This window comes from Granulicella mallensis (genome assembly GCF_014203225.1).
Classification (GTDB): domain Bacteria; phylum Acidobacteriota; class Terriglobia; order Terriglobales; family Acidobacteriaceae; genus Granulicella; species Granulicella mallensis_A.
In genome coordinates, this window is the sequence record NZ_JACHIO010000013.1 from 65,337 (window position 1) to 86,155 (window position 20,819).

At 58.9% G+C, this 20,819-nt stretch carries 19 protein-coding genes; 10 read left to right on the forward strand and 9 right to left on the reverse strand.

Translation table 11 applies throughout. The features are described from left to right. Positions 1-192 precede the first annotated feature (192 nt). Together HDF15_RS15520 and HDF15_RS15525 are read left to right on the forward strand one after the other, a co-directional pair. On the forward strand, positions 193-2,883 hold the full coding sequence (locus HDF15_RS15520; protein ID WP_184257118.1) for a TIGR03790 family protein: 2,691 nt from the start codon (positions 193-195) through the stop codon (positions 2,881-2,883). 197 nt (positions 2,884-3,080) lie between these two features. Next, entirely contained in the window at positions 3,081-4,697 is a 1,617-nt protein-coding gene (locus HDF15_RS15525; protein ID WP_184257120.1) for a GDSL-type esterase/lipase family protein, read from the forward strand. Positions 4,698-4,776: 79 nt separating this feature from the next. On the opposite strand, the gene HDF15_RS15530 is transcribed toward HDF15_RS15525, so the two are convergent. The 6 genes from HDF15_RS15530 to HDF15_RS15555 form a co-directional block, all read right to left on the reverse strand. After that, the gene (locus tag HDF15_RS15530; RefSeq protein ID WP_184257122.1) at positions 4,777-5,262 is read right to left on the reverse strand and encodes a single-stranded DNA-binding protein; all 486 of its coding nucleotides are present in this window, start codon (positions 5,260-5,262) and stop codon (positions 4,777-4,779) included. A gap of 106 nt (positions 5,263-5,368) precedes the next feature. Continuing rightward, positions 5,369-5,596: a hypothetical protein gene (locus tag HDF15_RS15535; RefSeq protein ID WP_014266964.1), complete on the reverse strand. Its 228-nt coding sequence runs from the start codon at positions 5,594-5,596 to the stop codon at positions 5,369-5,371. Positions 5,597-5,676: 80 nt separating this feature from the next. Beyond that, complete coding sequence (locus HDF15_RS15540; RefSeq protein WP_184257124.1) at positions 5,677-6,231, reverse strand: DUF420 domain-containing protein; 555 nt, start codon at positions 6,229-6,231, stop codon at positions 5,677-5,679. 27 nt (positions 6,232-6,258) lie between these two features. Then, the gene (cyoE, locus tag HDF15_RS15545) at positions 6,259-7,215 is read right to left on the reverse strand and encodes a heme o synthase (protein WP_311733121.1); all 957 of its coding nucleotides are present in this window, start codon (positions 7,213-7,215) and stop codon (positions 6,259-6,261) included. Positions 7,216-7,286: 71 nt separating this feature from the next. Next, positions 7,287-7,895: a hypothetical protein gene (locus HDF15_RS15550; RefSeq protein ID WP_184257128.1), complete on the reverse strand. Its 609-nt coding sequence runs from the start codon at positions 7,893-7,895 to the stop codon at positions 7,287-7,289. A gap of 100 nt (positions 7,896-7,995) precedes the next feature. Beyond that, complete coding sequence (locus HDF15_RS15555) at positions 7,996-9,147, reverse strand: acyl-CoA dehydrogenase family protein (RefSeq protein ID WP_184257130.1); 1,152 nt, start codon at positions 9,145-9,147, stop codon at positions 7,996-7,998. Positions 9,148-9,508: 361 nt separating this feature from the next. On the opposite strand from HDF15_RS15555, the gene HDF15_RS15560 reads away from it, so the two are divergent. Together HDF15_RS15560 and HDF15_RS15565 are read left to right on the forward strand one after the other, a co-directional pair. Continuing rightward, the gene (locus HDF15_RS15560) at positions 9,509-10,465 is read left to right on the forward strand and encodes a ComF family protein (protein ID WP_184257132.1); all 957 of its coding nucleotides are present in this window, start codon (positions 9,509-9,511) and stop codon (positions 10,463-10,465) included. 48 nt (positions 10,466-10,513) lie between these two features. After that, on the forward strand, positions 10,514-11,176 hold the full coding sequence (locus HDF15_RS15565) for an HNH endonuclease (RefSeq protein WP_221314449.1): 663 nt from the start codon (positions 10,514-10,516) through the stop codon (positions 11,174-11,176). A 271-nt stretch (positions 11,177-11,447) separates the two neighbouring features. On the opposite strand, the gene HDF15_RS15570 is transcribed toward HDF15_RS15565, so the two are convergent. After that, on the reverse strand, positions 11,448-12,296 hold the full coding sequence (locus HDF15_RS15570; protein WP_184257134.1) for a hypothetical protein: 849 nt from the start codon (positions 12,294-12,296) through the stop codon (positions 11,448-11,450). A 311-nt stretch (positions 12,297-12,607) separates the two neighbouring features. On the opposite strand from HDF15_RS15570, the gene HDF15_RS15575 reads away from it, so the two are divergent. The 5 genes from HDF15_RS15575 to HDF15_RS15595 all read left to right on the forward strand — a co-directional run bounded on the left by HDF15_RS15575 (position 12,608) and on the right by HDF15_RS15595 (position 17,191). Then, the gene (locus HDF15_RS15575) at positions 12,608-14,902 is read left to right on the forward strand and encodes a S9 family peptidase (RefSeq protein WP_184257135.1); all 2,295 of its coding nucleotides are present in this window, start codon (positions 12,608-12,610) and stop codon (positions 14,900-14,902) included. A 259-nt stretch (positions 14,903-15,161) separates the two neighbouring features. Further along, positions 15,162-15,701, forward strand: a complete 540-nt coding sequence (locus tag HDF15_RS15580) for a regulatory protein RecX (RefSeq protein ID WP_184257137.1) — start codon at positions 15,162-15,164, stop codon at positions 15,699-15,701. Then, complete coding sequence (locus tag HDF15_RS15585; protein ID WP_184257139.1) at positions 15,694-16,614, forward strand: hypothetical protein; 921 nt, start codon at positions 15,694-15,696, stop codon at positions 16,612-16,614. Before HDF15_RS15580 ends, HDF15_RS15585 begins: the two co-directional genes overlap by 8 nt. Then, positions 16,611-16,856 carry a CDP-alcohol phosphatidyltransferase family protein gene (locus HDF15_RS15590; RefSeq protein ID WP_184257141.1) on the forward strand — a complete coding sequence of 82 codons (246 nt, stop codon included), beginning with the start codon at positions 16,611-16,613 and terminating at the stop codon, positions 16,854-16,856. The genes HDF15_RS15585 and HDF15_RS15590 overlap by 4 nt, the downstream gene beginning before the upstream one ends. Continuing rightward, positions 16,820-17,191 (forward strand): hypothetical protein, encoded by a 372-nt coding sequence (locus tag HDF15_RS15595; RefSeq protein ID WP_184257143.1) that lies wholly within the window; start codon positions 16,820-16,822, stop codon positions 17,189-17,191. Before HDF15_RS15590 ends, HDF15_RS15595 begins: the two co-directional genes overlap by 37 nt. 13 nt (positions 17,192-17,204) lie before the next feature. Here the strand turns inward: HDF15_RS15595 and HDF15_RS15600 are convergent, their stop codons facing one another. Together HDF15_RS15600 and HDF15_RS15605 are read right to left on the reverse strand one after the other, a co-directional pair. Continuing rightward, a complete protein-coding gene (locus HDF15_RS15600) occupies positions 17,205-17,657 on the reverse strand; it encodes a PIN domain-containing protein (RefSeq protein WP_184257145.1) in 453 nt (150 codons plus the stop codon). Then, on the reverse strand, positions 17,644-17,928 hold the full coding sequence (locus HDF15_RS15605; protein ID WP_184257147.1) for a type II toxin-antitoxin system Phd/YefM family antitoxin: 285 nt from the start codon (positions 17,926-17,928) through the stop codon (positions 17,644-17,646). The genes HDF15_RS15600 and HDF15_RS15605 overlap by 14 nt, the downstream gene beginning before the upstream one ends. A 41-nt stretch (positions 17,929-17,969) precedes the next feature. Here HDF15_RS15605 and alaS point away from each other — a divergent pair, with 41 nt between their 5' ends. Beyond that, a complete protein-coding gene (alaS, locus tag HDF15_RS15610) occupies positions 17,970-20,657 on the forward strand; it encodes an alanine--tRNA ligase (RefSeq protein WP_221314451.1) in 2,688 nt (895 codons plus the stop codon). Positions 20,658-20,819 lie beyond the last annotated feature (162 nt).

Genomic DNA, 20,819 nt, shown 5'->3' on the forward strand with positions numbered 1-20,819 from the left:
TGCTTGATCCAGGTGCCAGGCCAAATGCTTTCAGTGAAGTGAGGGGAAATGCGTAACGTCATTCGGCATAAGAAATCTGAGTCTAAGCCAAAATTCGGCTTCAACATCTTTTCGCCACGTGAGAATAGGTTCAGGGCTCATCTCTATCCGGGACTAAGAAGCATAACCTTTTTATTCTTGTATGCGAGCATCGTGCTTGCCCTCGTCGCCCAGGCGAAGGCTGCTCCAATACAAAGAACTCCGAGCGAAGTGCTCTTGGTCTATAACTCGGCCAGCCCGACTTCTACCGCCATTGGAATGTACTACGCAGCGCAGCGCGGAGTTACCAACGTCCTTGCGGTCAGTTGCCAGGACTCGGCTTTGAATTCAGCCAATGAGACGATTTCCCTCAGTAACTACAAGTCCCAGATTCAGAACCCCATCAGCACGTATCTATCAGCTCATCCGGGGATTAACTTTATTGTTCTAACGAAGGGTATTCCGATTCGCATCGACAATGCCCCCACTGGTTCTGAACCCGCGGGCCAAACTCCTCAGGATTATCAGCCCTCGCTCGATAGCTATCTGGCGGCGCTGGGTTACTCCACTGCGAACGGCAATGTACAAGCTTCGATCACAGGATCAGGAGCTCAAGGCGTCGCCTGGATCAACAAGTATTACAACTCGACGGTTCCCTTTACGCATGAGGCCTTTGGCGGCTATCTGGTCACACGTCTGGATGGCTACATCCAATCAGACGCCATGGCGTTGGTGGATCGTTCGATCGCTGCCACACAAACTCCCTTGACCGGCTCTATCTTGATCGACGCGGATGCCGGCGATGGTATTGCTGATAAGACCCAGTTCCCTCCAGCGACTCCCAGCACGGATGTCCTCATGGAGGAGTCGTTCGATCACGGCAATGCTGACCTGATGCATGCAGCCGGTGACCTTCAGGCAAGCGGGCTCACCACAAACGCAACCGTTACCAGTACCTTCGTCGGCAACCAGAGTAATCTGCTCGGTTACTATTCCTGGGGTAGCAATGACGGGAACTACAACAGCGAAGCCTACGAATCGCTCTCTTTCGCGCCGGGAGCGATCTCCAATACCTATGTCTCAACGAGTATGGAGAGCTTTATCGGGCAGTATGTGGGCTTCAACAGTATCAATCTGACCGGAATGACGTCCCTTAAAGCAAGGGTCGCCAACGCCAACACGGATGACAAGCTTCATGTATTCCAGATCCGCATCGATAGTCCCAGCGGGCAGATTATAGGTAGCTGTAACGTCCCCCAAACTGGCGGTTGGCAGACCTGGACGACCATGACCTGCGGCCTCTCAGCCAGCGTCAGTGGAGTTCATAACGTCTATCTGACATTTGTTCCCAATGGGTTTGGTGGCAATCTCTATAACATTGAATGGATTCAGTTCCAGGGGGCTGCCAGCGTGATTGAAGCCGCCAGCTATAACGGTTTGTCAGGTGGCGAGCAACTCGAAGTGAGCAGCGAAGGCCCGCAGGATCTGGGCTTCATCACGAACGGGGCCAATGCGGTCTATAACAGCATCAACCTGAACGGCATGACTTCTTTCACGGCGCGGGTTGCCAGCGCGGGAGCTGGAGGCTCCCTTCAGATTCATCTCGACAGCCCTACTGGAACGTTGATCGGAACCTGCACCGTTCCATCCACAGGCGGCTGGCAAACCTGGACTACACAGACGTGCAAATTGAAAGGCGCAAGCGGAATCCATAACGTCTACCTGGTCTTCACGGGTGGCGGAGGAGATCTCTATAACCTGGAGTGGTTCAACTTTGTCGGTGGAACCAACCTGATCGAAGTCGCCAGTTACAACGTTCTGTCTGGCGATGCAAGCCTGGAAGCCAGCAGCGACGGCGGACAGGACCTGGGCAGCATTTTCGACGGACAATCTCACATGACGGATCTGATCGCCAATGGATTGACCGGAGCAGAGGGCTACACGAATGAACCATGCCTGGATGGCATCGAGGGAATCACGTTCCAGATCGATCACTATCAGTCGGGCTACACTCTGGCGGAGAGCTTTTACGCTGGCACTCCCTATCTTGGTTGGGAGGGCATCGTGGTCGGTGACCCGCTGACTGCTCCCTACCTCGGTGTCACTCCGACCGTTACACCGACTCAGGCGTCCAGCTACACCGGTTCGGCTGGTGGTGTGAGCACCGAGAGCAGCAGTGAAGGCAATCTTGATGTTGGAAATATTCTCAACGGCTCCTATACGTTCTACAGCAATGTCAACCTTTCCAATCTGACGACCTTCAGAGCCCGGGTAGCCAGCGCAGGGCTGGGAGGCGACATTCAAGTTCGCCTCGACAACCCCACTGGAACGTTGGCAGGAACCTGCACCGTTCCGGTTACAGGCGACTGGCAGAGCTGGACGACCGTATCGTGCCCTATAAGCAACACCACTGGAACTCACACGGTCTATCTCGTTTATACCGGCGGGGACGGTGCGCTGTTCAATGTGGAGTGGTTTGCTTTTACCCCCACGATCCAGGCTTCCAGCTATAGCAAGATCTCTGGAGGCGAGCAGCTGGAAAGTAGCAGCGAGGGCGGAGAGGATATGGGCTTCATCTTAGCCGGCGGCTATGCGGCTTATAACAACGTTACTCTGACCGGCGCGACTCACTTTACGGCCAGGGTCGCCAGCGCAGGTTCTGGAGGCAACATCGAGGTTCACCTCGATAGTCCTTCGGGCACATTGGCTGCAACTTGCGCGGTTCCTGTCAATGGAGACTGGCAGACATGGTCGCCAGTTACGTGCAACCTGACTCCCACAAGTGGAACTCATACTCTCTATCTTGTCTTTACAGGGGATGGTGGCAACTATTTATTCAACCTCGAATCCTTCGGTGTTAACTAGGGTTCGATCTTTTGGTTCCAGGTTGTGTCTAACAAACCGGAGATGCTGGCTTTAGCTGGTGTCTCCGGTTTTCTAGATAGGCCCGGACGTTAGAGCTTGCTGGAAACCGTAGCGCGATAGCGCGTTACCTCAGCGGCCCGTACAAAACAGGACTTTGTCAGCTTCTAGAGTTCGGACCTATCCAAAAGGAATATTTCATGAATATTAAAAAGTACTCCGCAGGCGCCATCCTTTTCTTGTCTCTGGGAATGATCTCTGCCACCCATGCCCAAAGCTCTGTGCCGTGGACTGGAACCTGGGCTGTAGCTCCTCAACAGTCAACGATCGATGCAAGCTTCAATGGGCTTGCTCAGCAGACGTTGCGGCAGATCCTTCACACAAGCATCGGAGGATCGGCCGCTCGCGTTCAAATCTCCAACACCTTCGGTCAGCAACCCCTCACCGTGCGAGATGTCCACCTCGCGCAGGCCGTCGTCGACTCCAACGGAGGTCCCACTTCGTCGACGATTCCCGGTACCGACCATGTCGTTACCTTCGGTGGCTTCACCTCTGTCACAGTTCCCGCAGGGCAGACGATCGCCAGCGATTCGATCGCATTTGTAACTACCGCGCAGGAAGACCTGATGGTCAGCATGTACTTTCCCACGGCCGTAGATAGTGCAAACGTGACGTTTCATCAGAACGGAAACCAGAACGGGATGTTCCTGGCGGCTGGAGACGTGAGTGGCAGCTCGACCATCAACACTACCAGTGCTTTTAGCAGCTACTTCTATCTAACCAATGTCGATGTTCAAAATGCTGCATCGCCCGGTGCTGTAGTTGCCATCGGAGCGTCGATCACGGATGGTCTCAACTCCACCTTCAACACCAATCACCGCTGGACCAATGACCTCTCGGCACGCTTGAACACTGCGGGCCTTCCCATAGGCGTGATCAACGAGGGGATCAGCGGCAACGATCTTCTGCGCGATGGTGCGGGGCAGGCCATGATCACCAGATTCTCCCGGGATGTGCTCTCGCAGCCCAATGTGAAGTGGGTCATCGTCTCCGACGACATCATCAACGATCTCAGCAATCTGCCCTCCGACCAGGAACCCAGCTTCAACTCCCTGGTGGCCGGTGTTCAGCAGATCATGAGCCAGGGGCATGCCGCCGGCATCAAGTTCTACTGCTCGACACTTACGCCGAACGGGGGACGACCGGCAGCCCAATGGTCCACTGGCGCTGAGACGATTCGCGAGCAGATCAACGCCTTCTTCCTCAGCCCGGCCAGCGGCTGCGACGGCATCGTCGATCAGGATACGGCAACCCATGATCCCAACATGCCTCTGCAATATCGCGCGTCCTTCGACAGCGGCGACCACCTCCACCCGAACGATGCGGGACACCAGGCCATTGCAAACGCAGTGAACCTCGGCCTCTTCGTTCCTACAGGAATACCTCCCATCAAAGCTCCTACGACGTCCTGCACGGCGCTGCTGACGGGCGAAGGCCTGATCCCCGATCACCCGCTCGTCTCCTGCGATGGACGTTTCATGCTCTACCTGCAGGACGACGGCAATCTGGTTCTCTACTTCGGCAATACCCCGCTCTGGTCGTCAGGAACCGTAGGGCATATTCCGTCTGAAGCGACCCTACTGGCCGATGGCAACTTCGTCCTCTACGACAACAATGGCAAGGTCCTCTTTCAGTCGAACACTGCAGGGCTGTTAGGCCAGGTTCTCGACATGCAAAATGACGGCAACCTTGTCCTTTACAACGGAACCACCGCTACTACATCTCCCGTCTTCGACACAAATACCTGCTGCCACTAAGACTCGCCAATAGAGAGGCCGCTCGCTGTTCAACAGTGAGCGGCCTCTCTTGCGTTGTACGACGTAAGCATCGGGTTAGTTAGAACGGGATATCTTCGTCGGTGATGCCCTGGTCTGCGTAGTCGTTCGCCGGCGCGCTGGGGGCAGCCGCACGCGAACCCGCATAGCTGCTGGAGCCGGAAGAAGAGGAGCGCTCGTAGCTGCCACCTCCACTGCCGCCTTCCGCACCGCGACCGCCGAGCAGGGAGAGTTCGTTGACGAGGATCTCGGTTCTGTACTTCTTTTGACCGGATTCCTTGTCGTCCCACGAGCGGGTCTGTATCTTGCCTTCGACAAAGATCTGGGTGCCCTTTTTGACGTAGTCGCGGACGACCTCCGCGGTGCGCTGGAAGCAGACGAGGTTATGCCACTCCGTCTTGTCGGCCCAGTTGCCCTGTTGATCCTTGGCGCGCTCGGCGGTCGCAAGCGAGAAGCTTGCAACGGTCATGCCGCCTGCGGTAGTGCGAATCTCGGGGTCTTTGCCCACATTTCCAAGAAGAAAAACTTTGTTAACGCCTTTAGCCATGATTTGCTCCGTTCGGAATCGAGGATAGCAGAGACGGTGCAGAGGATTTACGGGGAAATCCCGATCCTATTGCCCCTTTCTCTGGTTGAGAGGGTGCTTCTATGGATCAACGGCGGCGAAGATCGCCGATCAGCTTCGCGAACCCCAGCAGCAGGGTCAGCACGCCGGTGGGCAGGCAGCCCATGGCGAGCATCAGAGCGAGCCAGCCGCTGGTGGTGTGCGGGCCCTGCTGGGTGACGCCGCCGAAGACCGTCAGCATGAGTACAGCCGCGAGGGCTCCCGTAAGGAAGATAGCAGCGCCGGTACGGAGAAGTTTGCGGGTGTCTGGGTGCATAGGGGAGGATACAGGGCTTAGGGGGCAGGGCTCAGTGGGTTCTGCATTCTGGACCCTGAACCCTGGGTCCTGTTAACTGTTTAGCGATAAGCGGCAAGCATCGCATACACCACGACGCCGGTGACCGACACGTAAAGCCAGATGGGGTACGTCCAGCGCGCCAGCCTGCGATGCGCAGGGAAGCGGCCCGTAAGCGAGAGGAAGAACGTGATCAGGATCATCGGCAGCGCCACGACGCTGAGGAAGATGTGGGAGATGAGCAGCGCGAAGTAGGTGACGCGCAACGCATGTCCCTGGGCGAGGAAGCGCATATCGCCGTGCAGGGCATGGTTGACGATATAGCTGACCAGGAACAGGCTCGAGACCAGGAAGGCCCCGAACATACTGTTGCGGTGCGCGGTAATCTTGCGCTGCATGATGAAGCGGTAGCCGGCCAGCAGAAAGATCGTGCAGAGCGAATTGAGCGCTGCGTTCAGCGCGGGCAGAAACCTGAGGTGCGTTCCGGCGACGTCCACCGGCTGGTGGTAATAGACCAGCCAGGCAAGAAAGAGCGAGGCCACGGCACTGATGCCGATGATGGCGGCAATGATGGAGGGCGGCGTGCGGTAGTTCGGGTTGTCGGTGGTGGCTGGCATTCTATTTCTTTCGTTCGCAGGCAGAGGTTAGAACAGGAGACGTCCCTGGGCGTTGAGCATCATTGCGAGCAGCAGCAGCGGCAGGTAGATGACCGATACCTTGAGCAGTTGGCGAGCGAGAGCCCGGTTCTCGGGATCACTGGGATTGCGCGTGATGCGCACGAATCGAAGGGTGGCGTAGAGATACCAGAGACCGAGAACGCCGGCGACGATCGCATAGGGCAGGCCGGTGACGTGCAGCCATGTCGTCCAGAGGCTTACCGGGATCATGAGCACGGCGTAGAAGAGCGACTGGATGGCGGAGGAGCGGGCGGCGTCGCGCAGGGGCTCCTGGGTTGCGGTGACGCGAATGCCGGCCTGCGCGTAGTCGGCGCGGTACATCCAGCCGATGGCCATGAAGTGCGGAAACTGCCAGACGAAGAGGATGGCGAAGAGCGCGACGGCGGGCCACTCGATGAGTCCGCGCGCGGCGGTCCAGCCGATGAGCGGGGGGAGCGCTCCGGGGAAGGCTCCGATGAAGGTGTTGAGCGTGGTGATGCGCTTGAGCGGAGTGTAGATCGCCACGTAGCCGACGGCGGTGAGCAGCGTCAGGGTTCCGGTGAGCGGGTTGGTCGCGTACGCCAAATAGAGCGAGCCGCCGAAGACGCAGAGGAAGCCGATGATCAGCCCGTGTGCGAGCGAGATGCGGTTCTGCGCCATGGGCCGTGAGGCCGTACGGGGCATGAGGCGATCAGTCGTGCGCTCCAGGGCCTGGTTCAGCGCGCTGGAGCCGGCGGTGACGATGGCGATGCCGAGGAGCGCTTCCAGAAGGCCCATATGGAACGGGCTGATGCCTGAGCGCAAGGACCCGAGGTAGAAACCGGCCGCCGCGGTGATGATGACCATCGTGGAGACGCGCAGCTTAAAGAGGGTCGCGTAGTCGGCGAGCAGCGAGGAACTGCGCGCGTGCGAGTGGAGAGCCGTGGATGTGGCAGTAGTGGACACGTGGAGCTTTAAGGATAGCCCATCACCCGTTGGCGGGCGGGCGATACTCATCCTTCAGCCAAAATGGGGTCTTAGCGGGCGGAATCGATGCGCTTGAATCCTGTGAGAGACACTTTGCAGGTTGACGTCGAGGACGCATGCCATACGGAGCCATCCGCATAGTCGATCTGGCTGATCTCAGCCCACTGGGCAACACCCATGGTCTGGGGATAGACGTCCGAGTGAAAGGACGTTGCCGCTATCTTTGCCTGGGTCGTCAGATCGAAATCTTCCGCTACGAAGCCGTCCGTGCCGGAGTTGATGAGCATCATATGCGGACCCTTGGGCGAGCCGTAGACCGTGACATGCACCTTCAGAAGCTTCGACGTAGCGTTCGCCCCATCGATCGAAAGCTGACTGAACGAAAGCTGAAGGTGCTGCCTCTTGTCTTGTGTGAGAATGCGGAGGATCGGGTCTGTCGTGCCGTTGAGCGGATATTGAGCGGGTGCGCCCTTGGCCAGGAGTTCGGTCGTCGAGGGCGAGGTCAGATCTCCGGAAAAGGCGATCGGGCAACCTCCATAGGGCTTCATCGCGAGGGCCATGACTCTCGCCTGCAACGCGGCGGTTGCGGTCTTCGTATCCTGTGCGGAGAGCGAGGAGGCTGCGAGAAATAGAACTGAAACGATGAGCGAACCGCGCATACGAGACCTCGATAGGTACTGCGTGCCTGCACAGGTAATCTACACCGGCATCTCTATGTCTCTCAATCCTCAAATATTCGGCAACGGCCCATTCGATGTCTCAGGCTGAGGGAATCGTGAGTTTCGCGATGGTGGCCAACTGCATAAAGCTTGTGCCCTCATAGATTTTGCCGATCTTGGCATCGCGGTAGAGCTTTTCGACGGGGTACTCCTTTACGAAGCCGGCTCCGCCGAAGACCTCGACGGCCAGCGATGCCGTACGCTCGGCAACCTCCGAGGCGAAGAGCTTCGCCATGGCGGCTTCTTTCAGGTATTCCACGCCGGAGTCTTTCAGCCGGGCGGCGTTGTAGACCATGAGCCGGGCGGCTTCGACGTCCATTGCCATACGGGCGAGCTGGAACTGCATGGCCTGGAACTCAGCCAGCGGCTTGCCGAACTGTTTGCGCTCGCGGGCGTAGCGGGCAGCGTGACGCCAGGCTCCTGAGGCTAGACCGACAAGCTGTGCCCCGATTCCGATGCGGCCTTCGTTCAGCGTCTCGATGGCGATCTTGTAGCCTTTGCCGGGTTCGCCGAGGACGTTGGCGGCGGGCACGCGGCAGTTGTTGAAGAGCAGCTCGCAGGTGCTGCTGGCACGGATGCCGAGCTTGTCTTCTTTGCGGCCGAGGGTGAAGCCGGGCGTGCCCTTCTCGACGAGGAAGCAGGTGATGCCCTTGTAGCCTGCGGCGGCGTCGAGCGTGGCGAAGACCAGGAACAGCCCGGCTTCGACGGCATTGGTGATCCACAGTTTCGAGCCGTTCAGGAGGTAGTCGCCATCCTCCTGCTTTGCGGCGCGGCACTGCAGGGCGAAGGCGTCCGAGCCGCTGACGGCCTCGGAGAGCGCATAGGCCCCGGTAAGGCTCTCGGCGAGCCTGGGCAGCCAGGATTTTTTCTGCGCTTCGTTGGCCCAGCGCATCAGGGCGCTGATGACGAGGGTGTTCTGCACGTCGACCAGTACGCCGACGGCGGGATCGACAGCGGAGATCTCTTCCACCGCCAGTACGGCTTCGAAGAGCGTGCCCGCCGCGCCGCCGTATTGTTCCGGGACTTGAATGCCCATGAGGCCGAGCTCGAAGAGCTTGCGCAGCAGCTTCGGCTCAAACTTCTGCTCTTCGTCCATGGAGCGGACGAGCGGAGTGATCTCGGCGCGCGCGAAGTCGCGGACTGTGTCGCGGAAGAGGGTTTCGTCGGGGGAGAGCTGGGTGAGTGCGTTCATGAATTTTAGGTGGAACTGGTGAGTGTAGCGTATCAACGGGCTTGCTGCTTTTGCTGTTGTTCTTGCCTTTCTTGTTTGTCATTCCGAGCGCAGCGAGTGAACCTGCTGTCTCCCGCTCTTCGCTTGTATTACCCCGAACGTTATGTGCAGTACGGCAAAAAAACGGGAGGAAGCAGGTTCACTCGCTGCGCTCGGAATGACAAACAAGAAATGCAAAAGCCAAAAAGCACGGTCACCCACCCTGGTTCACCCCTTCAGGATTGCGGCCAGGCGCGCCTCAGGACTATACTGCAGGCAATCGGCACAGCTGGCGCTTCTTCTCGCCGTGCCGCGGGTGAGGTTCGTCTTCAGCAGCGAAAGCGTGAAGGATGTCCAACTCGAAAGTGGAGGGCCGCCTGGCCAGTATGCGGGCGCGGCTGGATGGCGTGCGGTGACGCGCGTTCTCCGAAGTAGCCGAACCGCGATGGGTGGGGCTGTCGCGGACCTCGTGAATGTGATCTTCCCGTCGGATTGCCGCGTTTGTGGCGCCCCGATGGTTGCGCTCTCCAAGGCGCAGGTTTGTGAAGCATGCGTTGCGCGTGTGGAAGCGCAAACTGACGTGCTGTGCAGTCGCTGCGGCGACGCCCTTGGTATGGAATCAGCACGGTTTGCCGCCGGAATGGGTGTGACGGAATGCACGATGTGCAGGCTGGCCCCGCCGGAGTTTGCGAAGGCCGTGGCCTTTGCCGTCTATGACGATGAGGTGCGCGAGATGCTGCACCTGCTCAAGTTCAACGGAATGCGCCGCGTCGCCGATCATATTCTGGGCGACAGCATGGCTGCGGCGATCCTGAAGCTCGAAGGCGAAGCCGCGAGCGAACTCATTGTCGTGCCGGTGCCGCTGTTTGCCCACCGGCAGCGGAGCCGAGGCTTCAACCAGGCCCAGGTACTGGCTGAAGCGGGTCTTGCCAAACTGCGGCGGCTGCGTCCGGAGTGGCAGTTGCGGATGTCACCCGGGGTTCTGCAGCGTGTTCGCGATACGCGGCCTTTGTTCGTGCTCGATCCCGGCGCTCGCAGAAAGAGTCTACGTGGGGCGTTTCGCGTGGAGCGTGCGGAAGAGATTCGCGGGCGTGAGGTCTTGCTTGTCGACGACATCCTCACCACTGGAGCGACAGCGCGTGAATGCGCACGAGTGTTGATGCGAGCGGGAGCGGCGAAGGTCTGGGTTGCGACGGTTGCGAGAGCGCAGGCAGAGAGTGTTCGCGGCAGTGTAAATGGCTTTGTAAACAATGGGGCGGGCAGCGTTGCCCGCTGGGATATGAAGGCAGCAGTGAACTAGCAGTTAGCGGTTGTGGCATTGAGCGACACATAAACCTGGAGGGCAGGAATGCAGGCTGGGGATATACGGAAGACGCGGACGAAGCGGACAGGCGGCAGACACCACACCACTCACCCGGTGCCGGGCACGGCCCGTGCCGAGGCGATCGACATACGCATGGGCGTATTCAGGCAGCCGGCGATGCAGACGCCGGTGCTCGTGCTGAATGCGAGCTATGAACCGATCAACATCTGCGGCGCGCGCCGGGCATTGGTGCTGGTGCTCAAGGGGGTGGCGCGCACGGAGGAAGAGCAGGGCAGCGTACTGCACTCGCATCGCGTGAACATGCAGATGCCCAGCGTTATCCGGCTGCTGGAGTACCGTCGCATTCCTCACCAGACACGCGCGTTGAGCCGCAAGAACATCCTGCTGCGCGACCGCAACACCTGCCAGTACTGCCAGGAGGTGTTGACGGCAGCGGAACTCACGCTGGACCACGTGATACCGCGGTGTCGCGGAGGCCTGTCGACGTGGGAGAACCTCGTTGCCTGCTGCCGCGATTGCAATCGCCGCAAGGGCAGCCAGATGCTGCACGAGCTGACCGACATGCGCCTGCTGCGCGAGCCGCGTCCGTTCTCGCTGCATACCAGCCGGCACATCATGCGGATGATCGGCAGTGCGGATGCGAACTGGCGGAAGTATTTGTACTTCGAGTCGGACCAGGCGGCGTAGCGCTGTTGCTGCTACGCCACAGGGCTACGCAGTGTCGTTGCCTCTGAGATAGGCCCAGGCTTTAGCCTGGGCATGAATGAACAAACACCAATGGGGCTTCAGCCCCTGGGACAAGCTCTCCCCTATCCCTCGGTATCTTTACCTGCCGAGAGGAGGGCATATCCCAGGGGCTGAAGCCCCTTTATAGCCTGTCTTGAATATCCGGGCTAAAACCCGGACCTATCTCAGAAACAACGGCAAAAAACCGATAGCGCGATTCATCGGCTACAACCTACTGCTTCGGCGCGTCCTTCGGCTTCGAATCTGTCTCGGTGGGGAGATCTTCGCCGTTGTACTTAATCGTCACGTTGACGTGGAAGCGCTTGTAGTCGGTGTAATGAATGATTGTGCGCACGTGGACGTCCTGTGACAGCGCTCCCTGCTGCGCGGCGAAGTGCAGGTTACCCTCGGCCTTGGTGTAGGTCGGGAACCAGTACTTATCGTCGATCTGCTGGTAGTAAGTGGTAAAGGGGGGCGAGAGGTCTTCGTGGCCCTTGCGCATGTCCTGCGGCACGTTCATGCCATTTACCATGACGATCTCAAGGTCCTGTTGATCGACCCAGACCTTGCCCTGAAAGTAGCGGTGCCCCTTCTCCAGAACCTTTGGTTTGACATCGAGAACATAGGTGTCGAGCTCATCTACCTTTTGTCTGCCGAGGTAGTTGATGTCGTACTGGGGTAGCTCCGGTGCGGTCAGGACGAAGGGCAGGCGCTTCTCGATGTCGCGAAAATCGTTCTCGGTCATGATGACGCGCTCGATGCTGTTCTGCGGCGCGAAGACGACGTGATCCTGGCGCTTGCCGTCCTTGTCGAAGGTGATGTCGGTGACCTGGTGGTACTCGCCGTCGGGGCGGTTGGTGTCGTCGGAGAGGGTGTTGAATTTGACGTCCTGGCGAAAGGTGTACTGGTCGCGCGCCGCGGCAAACTCACTTTCGCGCGCGCCCATCTTCTCGATGATCTGCGCCACGGTGATGCCGGAGGGCTGTGCCGGATCAAGCGGGCCAAAGCCCGATTGGGCGAAGGCCGGGACAGTGGTGACGGCAAGTGCGGCGACGAGGAGGATGGGCTTGGAGAGGCGCATAGTTCTCTTCAACAGGATAGACGAGGTGGGCAGGTAGGAAGTTTTGCTTTTCTTGTTGTCATTCCGAGCGCAGCGAGCGAATCTGCTGTCTCCCGCTTTTTGCTCGTGACTCCACAAACGTTACGCGGTACTGTTCACGTTTTCAGTGCGGGGACATAGGCTTCTGGGCAAGGCCAACGAAGAACGGGGGGAAGCAGATTCGCTCGCTGCGCTCGGAATGACAAGCCAGAAAAGCAAGAGCAAAGGCGTTTCAGACGGCATCGTTTGTTGAATAGAAAACACACTCAGCCTTTCGGAGTTAGACTGGCGCGATGAGACTTCGTACGATTTTGGCATTAGGCCTCCTGGCGGGGATGACTGGCGCTGCGAGCGCGCAAACTTCAAATGCAGCGGCCAAACGGCCGATGACCTTTGCCGATCTGCAGGCGATGAAACGCGTGAGCGATCCGCAGATCTCGCCCAGCGGCAAGTGGGTACTGTTCTCGGTGACGGATGTGTCGCTCGAGAAGAACACCAGGACCAACCATCTATGGGTGGTGCCGATTACGGGTGGCAAAGAGGTGCAGCTCACCAGTGGCGATGGCGAGACGAATGGCCGCTTCTCGCCCGACGGCAAGAATGTGATGTATTCGAGCTCACAGGGTGGCAGCGCACAGATCTGGGTTGCGGGTTGGGACGATGCGGCAGGTACGCTGTCCGCCGGACGGCAGGTGACGAACCTCGAGACCGAGGCCGGGGGAGCCATCTGGGTTCCCGATAGCCAGCACTTCCTGTTTGCGTCGAACGTCTATCCGGAGTGCGAGAGCCAGGCTGCAGGATCGCAGCGGTTTACCGAAGAGGCTCAGTGCAATGCGGAGAAGGATGCTGCGGCAGCGAAGAACCAGGTGAAGGCGCTGATCTTCGACCACCTGCTCTATCGGCATTGGAACTCGTACCAGGGCGCGAAGCACTCGCACATCTTCTATGCGAGCACGACGGGTGGCGCTCCGGAAGACCTGACGCCCGCGAGTGTGGTCGGCGACCACGAGGCTCCGACGTTCTCTCTCGGCGGCCCACTGGGCTATGCGATCTCTCCCGATGGCAAGGAGATAGCGTATGTCGTGAACCTTGAGAAGGTGCCGGCGGCTTCGACCAACAACGATGTCTATGTGCTGAAGGTCGGTGCAGCTCCGGCGACGGCGAAGAAGGTGAGTACCAGCCCCGGCAGCGATGATGGCCCGCTGTACTCGCCTGACGGCAAGTGGCTGGCGTGGCGTTCGCAGGCGCGGAATGGGTTTGAGAGCGATTTATTCCGATTAGTGGTGATGAACCGGTCAAGTGGAGCAATCACCGAGCCGGTCCCAATATATCGGGATCAACAAGATAAGGTTGTAAGAGATAACTGGGTAGACGAATTTACATGGGCTCCTGACTCGAAGCACATTGCCTTTGCAAGCCCCGATCGTGGACGAGAGATTGTGCAGGTTATTCCTGCATTTCCTCAGTCTGGTGCGCCTACGGGTTGGAGTGCCGCAGATGGTGAGTTAGGGAGTCTAGTCTTCCTAAGCAACGGAACGATTCTTGCGACGCAGATGTTTGTAAACCACCCGACGGAAGTTGTGGTGCTTAAGCACACAACGACAAGTGAGAGAGGTTATGACATCTCGATCAGCGATACGAATATATCGCGACTCACCCATTTAAATGATTCGCTTGTGTCTCAACTTGATCTCTCGAAGCTGGAACCCTTCGGGTTCACAGGTGCAGCAGATACGGAGGTCGAAGGCTTCCTCATCCGTCCGCCTAACTTCGACCCAGCGAAGAAGTACCCCGTAAAGTTCCTGATGCACGGTGGCCCTCAGACAGCCTGGGGCGATGCCTGGAGCTATCGCTGGAACGCCGAGCTCTTCGCCGCGAACGGTTATGTCGTCGTGATGATCAATCGTCGCGGCTCGACGGGCTATGGGCAGAAGTTCGTCGATGAGGTCTCGGGCGATTGGGGCGGCAAGGCGTTTGTCGACCTGATGAAGGGGCTCGATTACGCGGAGCAGAAGTATCCGTTCATCGACAAGACACGCGAGTGCGCGCTGGGCGCGAGCTATGGCGGTTTCATGGCGAACTGGGTGCTCACGCATACCGACCGCTTCAAGTGCATCGTGACGCACGACGGCATGTACAACCCGCAGAGTGCCTACGGCACAACCGAAGAGATGTGGTTCAACGAGTGGGAGTTCCGTCCAACAGCTCCTGACGGCATGGTCGAGCAGACCAAGGCCGCGCAGCCGTGGGATTACTTCGATAAGACCAACGACCAGGACCCGTTCCGCAAGTGGTCGCCGATGCTGCACATCAAGGCCGCGCACACGCCGACGCTCATCATCCACAACCAACGCGACTATCGGCTCGATGTGAGCGAGGGCTTCCAGATGTTTACGGCGCTGCAGCGGCTGGGTGTGCCGTCGCGGATGCTGTATTTCCCGGATGAAGGCCACTGGGTGTTGAAGCCACAGAACTCGGAGCTTTGGAATGAGACGGTGAACGATTGGTGCGACCGTTGGTTGGGGATGAATAAGTATGCTGCCGCAGGGCCGGAGAAGAACCCAGCGGCGGTGACGGGTAGGCGTTGAAGTGATGTAGTGATGAAGTGATGAAGTGATGTAGTGATGTAGTTGTCGTTGTTTTTGCTTTTCTGGCTTTGTCATTCCGAGCGGAGCGAGTGAACCTGCTGTCTCCCGTTTTTTGTTCGCACCGCTACAAATATCGCGTGCAAATCAGATCTTCCAGGACAGATTCGGCGGGGCGAACGAAGAACGGGAGGAAGCAGGTTCGCTCGCTCCGCTCGGAATGACAACAAGAAAAGCAAAAGCAAGAACAAAGGTGGTAGAAGTGGCATTTGGCAAATCAAAATCGGCGAGACCTCCGCTGGATCAGGCGGAGTTGCTGGAGTACGCCGTGAAGTCGCTCGCCTCGAAGATGAAGAGCGAGCGCGATCTGCGCAACCGCGTGAAAGACCGGGCTGAGCCCGGCGAGGCAGGCGTCGAGGCGATGGACGCGGTCATCGCGAAGTTGAAGGAGCTGGGATATCTCAGCGATGAGCGCTTTGCTGCCGACTACACTCGCATGCGCCAGGAGAACGAAAAGTTCGGCAAGCGGCGTGTGCAGCAGGGGCTGATGCAAAAAGGCATTGCTACCGAACTGACCAACAAGACACTCACTGCTGCCTATGACGAGGTCGACGAAGTTGCACTGGCGAAGCAATACGTCGAGCGCAAACGCATGAAGAAGCCTGAGGGCGACAAGGAAGTTGCACGCGCAATGCGTCGCCTGGTGGGAGCGGGGTTCAGCGTGGGGACGGTGTGGAAGGTGCTGCGCGGTTGGGGTGCGGAGGTCGAAGAAGTAGATGTAATGGAAGACAGCGGTGAATAAGGTTCCAGTCCAGCGTGTGATCGGGATCGATTGGTCGGGTCGTATCGATACCTCGGGGCAGAGGCGGCATATCTGGGCGGGCGTCTGGACGATGGGTGCTGACGGCAAGTCCAGCGTGAAGCTCGAAGCTGGACGCACGCGCGATGAGGTGGGCGACTGGCTGATCGAACTGGCAAGCGAGACGCCTCGAATGGTGATCGGGATCGACTGCTGCTTCAGCTATCCGGGCTGGTTTCTTGCCGAGCACGGCTGCACGAATGCCTTCGACTTCTGGCGGCACGTTGCGGCAGGGCATGGGGAGCGCTGGCTGGCTCGGGAGTGCGAAGACCGGCGCTTCTGGGGTAAACCACATAAACGTCCCGCAGAGTTCTGCGGTGAAGGCTTGCGGCGCATGATGCGCCTGACCGACTGGGACAACAAGATTGCGCAGGCGCTGGAGGGCGGCGATCCGCAGCGTGCGGGCAAGATGCTTGGCATCACCCCGAAATCGCCATTTCAGATTGGGGGCTCCGGCAGCGTGGGCACAGGTTCGTTGCGGGCGATGCCGTTTCTGCTGCGGCTGCATGAGGCGGGCTTTCGCGTGTGGCCGTTTGACGAGGCGCAGCTTGGCAGCAAGTCTTCAAAGCCCCTATTGGTGGAGATTTATACGCGGCTGCTGACGGGCGCCGTCGCAAAGAGCAATCCTGAAGCACGCAAGGCGTATCTTGCGGCAAGGCGCAAGGACGATCCGCTGTATGCGGGGTTTTCGCGCGGTGTGTTTGCGAAGGCGCAGGGTTCGGAAGACGCATTCGATGCGCTGGTAAGCACGTTGGAGATGGTGCGGCACGCGGGCGAGTTCGCAACGCTGCATGCGACACAGGACGAGGTGCTGCGGCTTGAAGGGATTACCTGGCGGCCAGGAGTAAATGGATGAAGCGTCTGATTCCGTGGGCGATGGTGTGGGCGCGGGTCGTACTATGTCCGGTGATCGTGGTGGGCGCGCGGCTCGGCTGGGCAGGCGGGTGGCTGGCTGCAATCGTAGTATTTGCGCTGGTCGACGACATTGCCGATGGCATGCTGGCGCGGCGATGGGTTGCGATACAGCCTCGTTGCGGTTGGCGGATTCGTGCGCGGACACGGTGTTCTATCTCGGAGTGGTGGCGGCTTTGTGGGTGAGGGTGCCGCAGGTGCTGCGGGCGAACGCCTGGTGGCTGGCAGCGCTCTTTGCGCTTGAGGGGTTGCGCTATGCCCTTGATTTCTGGAAGTTCGGCAAGGGCGCGAGCTACCACTCCTACCTCGCGAAGGCCTGGGGCCTGGTGTTGGCGGTCTCGATTGTGAGCGTACTGGCGCGAGGTGGGCCGGTTGGGGCGATTACGTTTGCAGTAGCTTTCGGCATCGTGACCAATCTTGAGGGGCTGACGATGAGCCTGATGCTGCCGAACTGGCAGAACGATGTGAAGACGCTTGCGGCGGCATGGTGGCTGCGCCATGAGATGTTGGCCAGGAATTAGTTTTTCGCCAAGGCTAACCGATCAACGCGTTGAGTTCGGTCTCGTTCATGATGAACGGATTATGGATGGCGAGGGAACCGAGAGTGCGGCCATTTTGAAGATCTTCGCTGAAGAGCGTAGTGCAACTGGCACGGACAGCGGTGGTGATCAAGAGGGCATCGAAAAATTGGAATTCACCTGTTTGATGAAGCCGCATCGCCTCGGATAGATCTTCCGAAGTCGCAGAGACGGAGTCGGTAAATATTAAGGCATCCTGCACGAACTCTGTAGCCTCAATCGGGCTGAGGATGCGTTTGCGCGTAGTCGCCCGGTAAAACTCGCTGAGGCATTGCAGGGGAAGCTTTGCCCGCTTCGCATAGAGAGCGCGAATGACTTTATCGGCGATGAATTGTTTTGCCGGGTCGGAACGATCAACAGAATAGATAAGAATGTTAGTGTCGACGGTAAAGTGACTAGTCGCGGTCATAGAGAGCATCGCGATCGGTAATTTTGAAGCCGCCTAAATCGTATCCGCGACGCAGCTTTTCCATGACGCGATCGATGGCCTGCAGTCGCTCTTCCTCGTCTCTCCAGATGGGTTCGGAAGAATCCACGGAGGGCACGATATCTGCTACGCGTTTGCCGCCGCGAATGAGCGTAAGGCGGTTGCCGGCTTCGACCTCGGCGACGAGTTCGGCGGTGTGTTCTTCGAGTTCCTGAATCGAGACGCTACGCACGAGATTGCCCTCTTTATCCATTCTACTCTGGAGATATAGAGGCACTGATAAACTTTAGCTCTATGCGTAACTTGTCAGGCAATCAGATTCGTGAAGAGTTTCTGCGGTTTTTTGAAGAGAAGGGGCACCGCCGGGTGCACTCTTCCTCGTTGGTTCCGGCCAACGACCCCACCCTGCTGTTTACCAATGCGGGCATGAACCAGTTCAAGGACGTCTTCCTTGGCGCGGAGACGCGCGATTACTCCCGGGCGGCCTCTTCGCAGAAGTGCGTGCGGGCAGGCGGAAAGCATAACGATCTTGAGAACGTCGGCTTCACGCGGCGGCACCATACCTTCTTCGAGATGCTCGGCAACTTCTCCTTTGGCGACTACTTCAAGCGCGATGCGATCAAGTACGCGTGGGAGCTGCTGACCTCGGAGGACTGGTTCGAGATCGACAAATCGAAGCTGTATGTGACGATCTTCGAGGGCGATGCTGCAGTGCCTCGCGACAATGAGGCCGAGCAGTTCTGGCTGGAAGCGGGCGTGCCCAAAGAGCGCATCTTTGAGATGGGTGCGAAGGACAACTTCTGGGCGATGGGCGATACCGGTCCTTGCGGGCCGTGTTCGGAGATCTACTACGATCTCGGTCTGGCGGCTTCGGAGACAGGCGAGGACAAGCTGTTCGGCGAAGACGATCAGCGCTACATGGAGATCTGGAATCTCGTCTTCATGCAGTTCGACCGCAGTTCGGATGGCGTCCTGACGCCGCTGCCCAAGCCTTCGATCGACACGGGCATGGGATTGGAGCGCGTCGCTTGTGTGCTGCAGGGGAAGCTGTCGAACTACGAGAGCGACCTGTTTACGCCTTTGCTGGCGGCTGCGGTTCGGCTGACGAACTTTGCTTCGAGCTCCGAGTTGGGAGAGGCGAGTATCGAGCAGTTGGCGGTGAGCGATGAGAAGGGTGCGGCTTCGCTCAGGATTATTGCGGACCATGCGCGGGCGTCGACGTTTCTGATCTCGGATGGGGTGCTGCCCGCGAATGAGGGACGCGGCTATGTGCTGCGCAAGATTTTGCGGCGCGGGATTCGGCATGGACGCCTGCTGGGGCAGGAGAAGCCGTTCATGCACGAGATGGTGCTGGCAGTACGCGATGAGATGGGCGAGGCCTATCCGGAGTTGAAGGATTCTGCGGAACGTGTAGCGAAGGTGGTACTCGCGGAAGAGCAGCAGTTTGCACGCACGCTGGAGCTTGGGCTACGGCAGATGAACGAAGAGACGCTGCGTTCTGGATCGCAGGCGTTTCATCTTTACGAGACCTTCGGCATGCCGCTGGATTTCATGGTCGATGCGGCGCGGGATGCGGGCATTGAGTTTGATATGGCTGGTTTCGAAGCTGCGAAGGAAGAGGAGCAGCAGCGGGCTCGCGCCTCGTGGAAGGGCGGATCGCAGAAGTCGGCGTCGCCGGTGTATCGCGAGCTGGCGAAGACAGAGTTTGAGGGCTATACCTCGCTGCGTGTTGATGGCGCGAAGGTGATCGCGCTGGTGAAAGACGGCGTCGGCGTCAATGAGTTGAAGCCGGGAGAGACGGGCGAGGTGGTGCTCGATGCGACCAGCTTCTATGCGGACTCCGGTGGACAGGTGGGCGATGTGGGCTGGCTGTACTCGTCCGATCACAACACCGTCGTCGCTGAGGTTTCGGGCTGCAAGAAGCCGGTGCAGGGTGTGTTCGCACACGCAGTGACGGTGAAGCAGTCGATTGCTGTTGGCGATACGGTGGATACGGTTGTGAATGGCGAGGTGCGCGCGGCAGTGATGCGCAACCATACCGGCACTCACCTCTTACATGCGGCGTTGCGGCAGGTGCTGGGAACGCATGTGAAGCAGGCGGGTTCGTTGAACGACCGCGCGCGGCTGCGCTTCGATTTCTCGCACTTCACCGGTGTGGCGGACGAAGAGCTGCAGGAGGTCGAGGACATCGTGAACCGGCAGGTGCTGGCGAACACCCTCGTTCAGACGCTGGTGGATGTGCCGATCGATGTTGCGGTACATGAGCTGGGCGCGATGGCGCTCTTCGGCGAGAAGTACGGCGAGCGCGTTCGTGTAGTTAAGATTGGTGACTTTTCGACCGAGCTCTGCGGTGGAACGCACATCGGTGCGACGGGTGAGATTGGCCTGGTCAAGCTGGTGGGTGAAGGTGCGGTTGCGAGCGGTGTGCGGCGTGTCGAGGCTGTAACCGGAACAGGTTCGCTGGCGGTGTTTCGCCGCGATGCGGATGTCGCAAAGGTAGCGGCGCAGTTCGGTGCAGGAGATGCGGACTCTTTGCGTGCGCGAGTGGCGGCGCAGGACGACGAGATGAAGAAGCTGCGGCGCGAACTGGAGCAGATGCGGATGAAGTCAGCCAGCGCGGCGACGGCGGATGCGGCGTCCTCGGCGGTGGAGGTCAAGGGTGTGAAGGTGCTGGCGCAGCGTGTCGATGCTCTCGACAAATCGCAGATGCGAAACCTTGTGGATGAGCTGCGCGGCAAGCTGGGTTCCGGCGTAGTCGTGCTGGGCGCGGCGACCGAGGGCCGGGTCTCGTTGATCGTTGGCGTGACCAAGGATCTTATTGGCAAGGTGCAGGCTGGAAAGATCGTCGGACAGATTGCAGCGAAGGTTGGCGGCAAGGGTGGCGGGCGTCCGGATCTTGCTGAGGCTGGCGGAAGTGATGTGGCTGCGCTGGATGGGGCGTTGGCGAGTGCGGCTGGTGTGGTGGGTGAGTTGCTGGGGTAGTTGCTTTTGCTTTTGCTGTTGTTTTTGCTATTGCTGTTGTTTTTCTGGTTGTCATTCCGAGCGTAGCGAGCGAACCTGCTGTCTCCCGTTTTTTGTTCGTATCGCCACAAACGTTACAGGTCAGCACAAACTGTACGCCTTTCAGTGTTGGCCTGAATTTTT

What these genes read in the sequence shown, in the direction of transcription:
- HDF15_RS15525 (WP_184257120.1), top strand. Translation starts at nt 3,081, where the DNA reads ATGAATATTAAAAAGTACTCCGCAGGCGCCATCCTTTTCTTGTCTCTG.
- HDF15_RS15530 (WP_184257122.1), bottom strand. Translation starts at nt 5,262, where the DNA reads ATGGCTAAAGGCGTTAACAAAGTTTTTCTTCTTGGAAATGTGGGCAAA.
- HDF15_RS15535 (WP_014266964.1), bottom strand. Translation starts at nt 5,596, where the DNA reads ATGCACCCAGACACCCGCAAACTTCTCCGTACCGGCGCTGCTATCTTC.
- HDF15_RS15540 (WP_184257124.1), bottom strand. Translation starts at nt 6,231, where the DNA reads ATGCCAGCCACCACCGACAACCCGAACTACCGCACGCCGCCCTCCATC.
- HDF15_RS15550 (WP_184257128.1), bottom strand. Translation starts at nt 7,895, where the DNA reads ATGCGCGGTTCGCTCATCGTTTCAGTTCTATTTCTCGCAGCCTCCTCG.
- HDF15_RS15555 (WP_184257130.1), bottom strand. Translation starts at nt 9,147, where the DNA reads ATGAACGCACTCACCCAGCTCTCCCCCGACGAAACCCTCTTCCGCGAC.
- HDF15_RS15565 (WP_221314449.1), top strand. Translation starts at nt 10,514, where the DNA reads ATGCAGGCTGGGGATATACGGAAGACGCGGACGAAGCGGACAGGCGGC.
- HDF15_RS15570 (WP_184257134.1), bottom strand. Translation starts at nt 12,296, where the DNA reads ATGCGCCTCTCCAAGCCCATCCTCCTCGTCGCCGCACTTGCCGTCACC.
- HDF15_RS15575 (WP_184257135.1), top strand. Translation starts at nt 12,608, where the DNA reads ATGAGACTTCGTACGATTTTGGCATTAGGCCTCCTGGCGGGGATGACT.
- HDF15_RS15590 (WP_184257141.1), top strand. Translation starts at nt 16,611, where the DNA reads ATGAAGCGTCTGATTCCGTGGGCGATGGTGTGGGCGCGGGTCGTACTA.
- HDF15_RS15600 (WP_184257145.1), bottom strand. Translation starts at nt 17,657, where the DNA reads ATGACCGCGACTAGTCACTTTACCGTCGACACTAACATTCTTATCTAT.
- HDF15_RS15605 (WP_184257147.1), bottom strand. Translation starts at nt 17,928, where the DNA reads ATGGATAAAGAGGGCAATCTCGTGCGTAGCGTCTCGATTCAGGAACTC.
- alaS (WP_221314451.1), top strand. Translation starts at nt 17,970, where the DNA reads ATGCGTAACTTGTCAGGCAATCAGATTCGTGAAGAGTTTCTGCGGTTT.